This window comes from Candidatus Binatus sp., from assembly GCF_030646925.1.
Lineage (GTDB): Bacteria > Desulfobacterota > Binatia > Binatales > Binataceae > Binatus.
Window position 1 is genome coordinate 1 of record NZ_JAUSKL010000061.1, and the last position, 8,085, is coordinate 8,085.

Sequence of the window (8,085 nt, forward strand, 5' to 3'; positions counted from 1 at the left end):
CTGCGCCGCTTGGTCGGCTGGCAAGACCTAACCATCGTCAGTACACAACCGGAGGCAGCGTAGTAGCAAGTTGATACTTCAACTGCTCAACTCGTCGCAGATACCTGATGCTCCCCTTTCCACCACTTGACCGACACCACCCGATGTCTCTGGTAGAAACCGCGCATATCATCGGGATCATCACGAATTTGAAGCGCTTTGGCCTCCACGATCGCTGGCATATCTTCAGATTTTGCACCATCAAATTCCGGTATCTGCTTAAAATCGGTCCAAACACCGATCAAAATGTCGAGTCGCTTCTCTAGTTCAACCGTCCTTTCGGCCGCAATTCTCTTCGTGTCATCGTCCAATTCAAAAAATCGACGCCCGGGCGTTAAGTTATCAGTCAGTGTGATTCCTTTGATCCGCAGAACTTGCGACGCTGGTTTTCGCTTCTTTGATTCCGCTCTGAACATTTCGCCGATTCCCGGGAGGAGCACAATGTGTTTTTCAATGGCTTTGAGCTTGACCAGATTCGCAAACCTCCATCGATCCCACTTCCGAAAATGCTCATACTGAAGAACTTCTGTTACGCCAAATATCCACCCGTGTTTCACGTAAAAGCGTAGCTCCTGTGCGGTCACTCCTTGCAGATAACTCTTGTCCAAGACGACAACTGACCGGGTTCCCTTGACGTCAACACCGAACACTCTCTTGAACCGGCTTTTCATTGCCCGCTATATCTTAGAACGTCTGCCCGCACCTTCGGCGAGTTTGGCGAACCGCTCCAATGAACGCTGCCAATCGGGCAATGGCACTTGTCAGCAAGCCGTTTCCTGACCAGAAAAAAAAGTGGTGGAGGCGGGGGGAATTGAACCCCCGTCCGAAGGCCTTCCGGCGACGGCCACTACACGCTTATTCCGCGATTTCTAGCTCGCGTCCGGAGCGCCCACGGACGGGCTTTCCTGACGCACAGCCGGCTGAAATTTCGGGAGTCCGCTCAGCCGGTGAACTGCGGTTCCCTAGCCCACTAAATGACGCCCCGGCCCGCTGTCATGGGCGAACAGCGGCGGGACGCTAGCGGCCCTTAGGCCGCCAGAGCGTAACCGTTATTGTCTGCGGGTAAATTTCGCAGTCTGCCTGGTTTGCGGGTCGACAGCACCCGGCGTGCGACCGTGGCCCTGTTGTCTTCGTCGAATCCGGTTCGCCCCCATCGTGTGTGAGCTTCATTCCGCATCGCGCGATATGACGTGCCACTGCTGAACGGTTACCTATCTAATGTAAGGCTCGATCGCGGCGCGCGCAACCTTATCTGAGCGCGATGCGCATAGTGTGCTCGGCGCGGCGTCGCGTAATCAGCTAAAGTTATCCGGCTATGGCGCGGCAGAACGGCAAACCATCAAATAAAGGACCCGACGGATTCGATCTCGTCGCCGATAACCGCAAAGCGCGGCACGATTTCTTCGTCGAGGAGACGCTCGAGGCCGGTCTCGCGCTGACGGGAACCGAGGTGAAGTCGCTGCGGGCGCATCGCGCGAATCTGCGCGACAGTTACGCGCGCATCAAGAACGGCGAAGCGTTTCTCGAGGGGGTGCATATCGGAGCGTACGCGCCGGCCGGCCAGTTCAGCCATAAGGAGACGCGCGCACGCAAACTGCTGCTTCATCGGCGTGAGATCAATCGGCTGTGGGGGCGCGTGCGTGAGAAGGGCTATTCGATTATCCCGCTCAAGATTTATTTCAAGGCGGGGCGCGCCAAGGTCGAGATCGGACTCGCCAAGGGCAAGCACACTTACGACAAGCGCGAAGAGATTGCGCGCAAGACTTCGAATCGCGAGATCGAGCGCGCGATGAAGACTCGCAATCGCTAAGCCGAACTTCTGTTAAAATTAGTCGCCTTTGATCAGGCGATGAATCGCGCTTAGATGGCGATTGGCGTCGCGCTTGCGGCCCATCGAGTCGTACAGTTCGGCGAGGTTGCGATGCGCTTCGACCAGCGCCGGATCGCATTCGAGCGCGCGCTGAAAACTCAGCAGCGCGTGCTGATTCTCATCCTTCTTGCGGTAGAGCAAGCCGAGCTTGAAATGCACTTCGGCGCTGGCGGGAACGATTACGGCGGCGCCGAGCAGATGACGCAGCGCGCCGTCGAGATCGTTTTCGCGCTCGAGCAAAATCGCGAGGCGCATGTGGGCCTCGAAGTTGCCGGGCTCGCGACTGATCAATTCACTGTAGAGGGTGAGCGCGCGCAGCGGATCATCTTCGGCGATCCGGCGGGCTTCCTCGAAGCGCTCGCGAACCCGTGCGGGCCCGAATCGATCCTCGACCTTGCCGCGTCGATAGCCGCCGTCGAAATCGAAAATCAACTGGCCGGTCTGCACTTCGATCAGCACTGGACCGTCGCGCACCACGATACGGCCTTCGTCATTGACGAGCTTGAGCGACGTGAACGTTCGCTCAGGCGCGACCAGTTCGCGCACGCGCTCGAGCGAACGCTGCATCGGATCGATATGCTGGCGGCTGCCGAGCAGCTCCTTGGCGAGGCGCATTTCGAGCAGGTCGCTGAAGGCGAAGCGATAATTGCGCCCGTCGGATTGGCTCGGCCGAATCAGATTGCGCTTGACCCAGTAGCGGATTCGTTCGGGAGTAACCGCGAGAATTCTCGCAGCCGTACGCGTCGAAAAAGTCTCGCCCCCTCCGCCCGCCGCTAACATCTTCACCGCCACCAGCGCCGAGTATAAGGAGTCAGAGGCACGCTCTCAACGGAGCACGCGCAACTTTCTTAACAACTGTTGAGCGATCGCGATGGCTTGCGGTTACCTGCGGATTTCCGCGAGCGCGCGCGCGACGCGGACGACCGCCTCGACGCCATTTTTCACGTTGTCGATTCGCGCCACTGCCTGATCGTCCGTCATGCCGGGGCCGGTGATCGCAAGCCCGACCGGCTTTTCGAATTCGATCGCGAGCGCGATGCCGGCTTGCGCAATCGCGTGCGAGATCAATTCGTCGTGATTGGTGTCGCCCTTGATCACCGCGCCGATCATCACGACGCCCGCGATTTCCTCGCGCCTGAGCAGCGCCTTGACGATGGGGCCCATGTCGTAAACGCCTGGGACGTGAATCACGCGAGCGACTTCGACGCCGAGCGCCGCGGCGTGGCTCCGCGCGCGTTCTTCCATCGGGGCGGTGACTTCGGAGTTGAACTCCGCGACAACGAAGGCAATTTTCATCGTACACCTAAGTCAATCGTGACCGCGTCTCGAATCTCGACGCCGTTGCTTTTCAGATATGACTTGAGCTCCGGAATCGGATGCTCGCCGTAATGCACGATCGACGCAACGATCGCCGCGTCGGCGAGACCGTGCGTGAATGCGTCGCGCAGATGAGCCGGTTCTCCAGCGCCGCCCGACGCGATCACGGGAATCGAGACCGCTTCGCTGATCCGCCGCGTGATTTCGAGATCGTAGCCGAGCTTGGTGCCGTCGCGATCGATCGAATTGATGCATAGTTCGCCCGCGCCGAGGCGCTCGCCCTCGAGCGACCACGCGAGCGCGTCGCGGCCGGTCGGATGGCGTCCGCCGTCGATTACGACTTCATAACCGGTGGGAATTTCGGGACGCACGCCGGTGTTTTTCACCTGCATCGAGAGCACGACGCATTGGCTGCCGAAGGCGCGCGCGCCTTCCGCGATCAGGCCGGGATTTCGCACCGCGCCGGAATCGATCGAGACTTTCTCCGCACCGGCGAGCAGCACCGCGCGCATGTCGTCGAGCGTGCGCAGTCCGCCGCCGACGCTGAATGGGATGAAAATTTCACGCGCGACCGAGCGCACCACGTCGAGCATGATCCCGCGCCGCTCGTTGGACGCGGTGATGTCGTAAAAAACAATTTCGTCGGCGCCCTGCTCGTAGTAGTAGCGCGCCATCGCGACCGGATCGCCGACATCGACGTTTTCGAGAAAGCGGATGCCCTTGGTGACCTGGCCGTCGCGCACGTCGAGGCAGGGGATGATTCGCTTGGCGAGCATCGTCTAGAAATTCAGGCGGCAGAAATTGTCGAGCATCTTGAGCCCCGCCGAGCCGCTTTTTTCGAGATGGAACTGAGTAGCGATCACGTTGTCGCGCGCGATTGCGGCGGCAAAATTTACACCGTACTCGCACGTCGCGATGGTCATCGATGGGTCGTCGGGAATCGGGTAGTACGAATTGACGAAGTAGAAATGCGTATTGTCGGGCACGCCTGCGAACACGGGATGCGCGCGCGTTTGGCGGACGCGGTTCCATCCGATTTGCGGCACCTTGAGCGGGCGTCCGTCGAGCGAACGCGGATAGCGTGCGACGTGGCCGGCGATGATGCCGAGGCAATCGGCGCGATCCTCTTCGCTGCGATCGAGCAGGACCTGGATACCGATGCAGATGCCGAGAAAGGGCTTGCCGGCGCGCGCGACGTCGTGACGCAAAACGTCGGCAAGGTTCAGCGCGCGGAGATTTTCCATGGTGGCGCCGGCGGCGCCGACGCCGGGCAGAATCACGCGATCGGCGGCGCGGATTTTCGCGGCGCGATCGGTGATTTCGCACTCGTGCCCGAGATATTCGAGAGCGCGCTTGACGCTGGTCAGGTTACCGGCCTTGTAATCGACGATCGCGATCATTTTTCAGGTATACGGTTAATCCGATGCGCGAATTGCTGAACATTCGATGATAGCGTGAGTCGGCTTCTCACCCAAACAGGTGATTGGAGCTTGGAAGCAGGACGCAATCAGGAAAAGGATCCGAAGATTGACCGACAGGAACGGCGCGGCGGCGTTATCGCAGTTTCTTGCCGGAACGACGCTTTTCCTCGATCGTGCGAAAGCCACCGCCGCCGGCCCATCGGATTTGCCGCGCCATGCCGTTCAGGATATCCACTTCGCGCGCCGTGAGTCCGCTGCGGCCGAAAATTCCGCGGAGCGCAAACATGATGTGATCGGGATTGTTCTCGGGAAGGAACCCGATCGCGAGCAATGCCTCAGTCATCCGATCGAGCATCGCCTCGGAATCGCTCGACGGCACAAATTCGAGCGGCGGCGGCGCGGTATCGGAGGTCTCGAGCGCGAGCCTCATTTCGTACGCGATAACCATCACCGCCTGCGCCAGGTTGAGCGACGGATATTCGGGCGACGCGGGAATCGCGATCAGCCGATGACAGAGCTTGAGCTCATCGTTGGTCAGGCCGCGATCCTCGGGCCCGAAGACAATTGCGATCGAGTTCGTTTCGGCGAGGCTTGCGAGGTGCGCTGCAGTATCGCGGGGCGGCCGCGACGCGTTGCGGTACGGGCCGTCGCGGCAGGTGGTGCCCACAGTGATGGTGGCATCGGCGAGCGCAGCGGCGAGATCGGGAAAGGTGCGCGCGGCGGCCAGCACGTCGTCGGCATGGACCGCCATCGCGGATGCGTCGCGGCGATCGGATAGTTCGGGCGCGACCAGGCGCAAATCGGCGAAGCCCATGTTCTTGATCGCGCGCGCCGCCGCGCCGACATTGCCGGCATAGCGCGGCTTGAAGAGCACGAATGCGATATTGTCGTGCGCGGACACGCGACCATCTTAGCGGAGGGCGCGCGCACGTGCCGAGTCGGCAAGAGCTTACGGCTGGCCAGTTACTTCGACTTCAGCGCCGGATGCGGTGCGACTTCCATCAGCGCCCGATGCAGCAGCTTATTGTCCGCGATCAGTCCTTCTAGCTTCACCACGCGTTGGTTGAATCGAAGCTCGCGCCCACGGATATCCGTGATGCTGCCGCCGGCCTCCATCACGAGCGCCGCGCCCGATGCGATATCCCATTCGCTCTTCGGCGAGCGCGTAAACGTCGCGTCGCCTTTCCCGCCCGCCACCAGCGCGAGCTTGTATGCGACGCTGCCGGTCGGGCTGACTTTCATCACGCCGTGAAACACCTGCCATTCGCCGCGCGCCGTTTCACTGCGGCTCGCGAGCACGGTCGCGCGCTTGAGTGTCCTGGTGCGAGTGACGTGAACCCGTTTCGAGTTGAGATAGCATCCGGCGCCGCGCGCCGCCGAATACATCTCGCGCTTGATCGGATTGTAGGTAACTCCAAGAATCGGCACGCCGTCTTCGATCAGCGCGATCGCGACGCAAAATTCCGGCACACCCCGGATGAACTCCTTGGTGCCATCCAGCGGATCGACGATCCACACGCGGCGGCATTTGAGCCGTGCGTCGTTATCGACGGTTTCCTCGGAGAGCCAGCCGTAGTCGGGAAACGGCTCGCGGAGCAGGCTCTTGATCGCGTGGTCCGCTTCGAGGTCCGCTTGCGTGACTGGATTGTCGTGGCCCTTCGAGCCGATCTCGTAGCCGCCGCGCCGCCAGTGTCCGCGCAATATCTCGCCTGCCGCGCGCGCCGCTTTTTTGGCGAGCGCCAGTTCGCGTTTCAGATCGTCGTCTGCCGCCGCGCGCGCGCCGCCCGATTTGGCGCTGGGTGCGGCGTTTTTGATTTTCGAATCTGCTTGCATCTCCACCTCGGCGCGGCGCGATCGAATCGCATCCGCGAGCCCGCGAAGCCGACTTCGGGCCGCAGGGCCGAATCGCATAAAGATTAGAATCCTATCCGCACCCAAGCATCGATTCCATCGCGCGTGGTTTGCCGTTTCCAGATCTTGACCCTAAGATGGCGCTGGGGCAGATTGCGCAAAGCGTGGGGAACCTGCATGGCAGTAATTGCGATTAGCCAGCAAATCGGCAGCCGCGGAATCGAACTCGGCGAGCTCACCGCAAGGGAACTCGGCTACCGATTCCGCACCGGCGAGCAGTTGATCGCCGAAACTGCGACGCGCTTCAACGTCAGCGCCGAGCAAATGAAATGGTTCGACGTGCACAATCCGCACTTCTGGGAACGGCTGAAGACCGAGAGCCCGCGCTACCTCGCGTACTATCGCGCGGTGATGCTGCGCGAGGCGGCCGACGACGGACTGGTGGTGGCGGGCCGCAGCTCGTCGCACTTCCTGCCGGAGAACGGCTGCGGCATCCGGGTGCGATCGATGGCGCCGTTCGCGATGCGCGTGGAGCAGGTCGCGGCCGAGGAGAAACTCGATCATTCCGCGGCGGAAAAACGCGTGCGCGATTTCGACGCCACGGTGAAAGCTCGCACGCAGAGTCTGTTCGGAATCGACCTCGACGATCCGATTCATTACGACGTGACGATCAACACCGCGCGCCACTCGCTGAGCTGTTTTGCCGCGACCCTCGCCGCGATCGCCCGCAACCTCGACGCGGAATCCGACAGCGCGCGGATGCTCGTGATGCGCGACGCGGCGATCGCAGCCGGCGTGCACGCGGCCTTGATGGCTCATCCGCAGATCCGCGACGCGCAAGTCGCGGTCGGGTGCACCTCGGGAATCGTGCGCGTGAGCGGACCCGGCCTGGTGCCGCCGTGGGACGATCTGGTGATCGGCGTCGCGCAAAAGGTCGAGGGCGTCGCGGCGGTCGAAGTCGGCGCCGAGGAAGTTCCGATCACGTTGACGACCACCTGATCGGGCGGCGCGCCGAAAGCTCGCTTACTCAACGCGAATGGTCATGCTATCTTCGCGCATCCGACTTACCTGATGCGCCCGCTGATAATCTTTTTCGCCACCGGAATTTATACTGGCTATGCTCCGGTGGCGCCGGGAACCGCCGGCTCGATCGTCGGACTGCTGTTCATCTGGATTTTCTTCGGACCGCTGTGGATGCGATCGCCAGCGCTCTGCCTCGTTGTGTTCGTCGCCTTGTTCGCGATTGCCTGCTGGATTTCCGATCGCGCCGAGAAAATTTTCGCCGAGCATGACAGCTCGAAGATCGTGATCGACGAAGTGCTTGGGATGGCGGCGACGATGTTCGGCAATCCACGATCGTTTCCCTACCTGATGCTTGGATTCCTGATCTTTCGGGTGCTCGACGTGATGAAGCCGTGGCCCGCGAGCTGGTTCGATCGCAAGCTGCGCAACGGCGCGGGCGTGATGCTGGACGATTTGGCGGCGGCGATCTATGCGAATATGGTGCTGCACGTAATCGCGCGCGTGTTGTAGTTATCTATATTCCGGCAGATTTGTTCGCGCGTTCTCGAGGAGATCACGATGATT

10 protein-coding genes and 1 other RNA gene are annotated in these 8,085 nt (G+C 61.1%); 3 read left to right on the forward strand and 8 right to left on the reverse strand.

The window, feature by feature from the left end:
• Positions 1 to 86 precede the first annotated feature (86 nt).
• Positions 87 to 710: a hypothetical protein gene (locus Q7S58_RS09495; protein WP_304824079.1), complete on the reverse strand. Its 624-nt coding sequence runs from the start codon at positions 708 to 710 to the stop codon at positions 87 to 89.
• Between the two features lie 122 nt (positions 711 to 832).
• Positions 833 to 1,191: a transfer-messenger RNA gene (gene ssrA / locus Q7S58_RS09500) on the reverse strand.
• A gap of 163 nt (positions 1,192 to 1,354) precedes the next feature.
• On the opposite strand from ssrA, the gene smpB reads away from it, so the two are divergent.
• Positions 1,355 to 1,849, forward strand: coding sequence for an SsrA-binding protein SmpB (gene smpB, locus Q7S58_RS09505; protein ID WP_304824082.1), 495 nt, complete (start codon positions 1,355 to 1,357; stop codon positions 1,847 to 1,849).
• Between the two features lie 18 nt (positions 1,850 to 1,867).
• Here the strand turns inward: smpB and Q7S58_RS09510 are convergent, their stop codons facing one another.
• The 6 genes from Q7S58_RS09510 to Q7S58_RS09535 all read right to left on the reverse strand — a co-directional run bounded on the left by Q7S58_RS09510 (position 1,868) and on the right by Q7S58_RS09535 (position 6,480).
• Positions 1,868 to 2,689, reverse strand: coding sequence for a tetratricopeptide repeat protein (locus tag Q7S58_RS09510; RefSeq protein WP_304824105.1), 822 nt, complete (start codon positions 2,687 to 2,689; stop codon positions 1,868 to 1,870).
• 102 nt (positions 2,690 to 2,791) lie between these two features.
• Positions 2,792 to 3,205, reverse strand: coding sequence for a 6,7-dimethyl-8-ribityllumazine synthase (gene ribH / locus Q7S58_RS09515; RefSeq protein WP_304824084.1), 414 nt, complete (start codon positions 3,203 to 3,205; stop codon positions 2,792 to 2,794).
• Complete coding sequence (gene hisF / locus Q7S58_RS09520) at positions 3,202 to 4,002, reverse strand: imidazole glycerol phosphate synthase subunit HisF (RefSeq protein WP_304824087.1); 801 nt, start codon at positions 4,000 to 4,002, stop codon at positions 3,202 to 3,204. Before hisF ends, ribH begins: the two co-directional genes overlap by 4 nt.
• A 3-nt stretch (positions 4,003 to 4,005) precedes the next feature.
• Positions 4,006 to 4,626 carry an imidazole glycerol phosphate synthase subunit HisH gene (hisH, locus tag Q7S58_RS09525; RefSeq protein ID WP_304824090.1) on the reverse strand — a complete coding sequence of 207 codons (621 nt, stop codon included), beginning with the start codon at positions 4,624 to 4,626 and terminating at the stop codon, positions 4,006 to 4,008.
• A gap of 154 nt (positions 4,627 to 4,780) precedes the next feature.
• Positions 4,781 to 5,548 (reverse strand): RNA methyltransferase, encoded by a 768-nt coding sequence (locus Q7S58_RS09530; RefSeq protein WP_304824093.1) that lies wholly within the window; start codon positions 5,546 to 5,548, stop codon positions 4,781 to 4,783.
• A 62-nt stretch (positions 5,549 to 5,610) separates the two neighbouring features.
• Positions 5,611 to 6,480: a 3'(2'),5'-bisphosphate nucleotidase CysQ gene (locus Q7S58_RS09535; RefSeq protein ID WP_304824096.1), complete on the reverse strand. Its 870-nt coding sequence runs from the start codon at positions 6,478 to 6,480 to the stop codon at positions 5,611 to 5,613.
• Between the two features lie 195 nt (positions 6,481 to 6,675).
• Between Q7S58_RS09535 and Q7S58_RS09540 the strand changes: the two genes are divergently transcribed.
• Together Q7S58_RS09540 and Q7S58_RS09545 are read left to right on the forward strand one after the other, a co-directional pair.
• Positions 6,676 to 7,497, forward strand: a complete 822-nt coding sequence (locus Q7S58_RS09540; RefSeq protein WP_304824099.1) for an AAA family ATPase — start codon at positions 6,676 to 6,678, stop codon at positions 7,495 to 7,497.
• A 72-nt stretch (positions 7,498 to 7,569) separates the two neighbouring features.
• Complete coding sequence (locus Q7S58_RS09545; protein WP_304824102.1) at positions 7,570 to 8,031, forward strand: phosphatidylglycerophosphatase A; 462 nt, start codon at positions 7,570 to 7,572, stop codon at positions 8,029 to 8,031.
• Positions 8,032 to 8,085 lie beyond the last annotated feature (54 nt).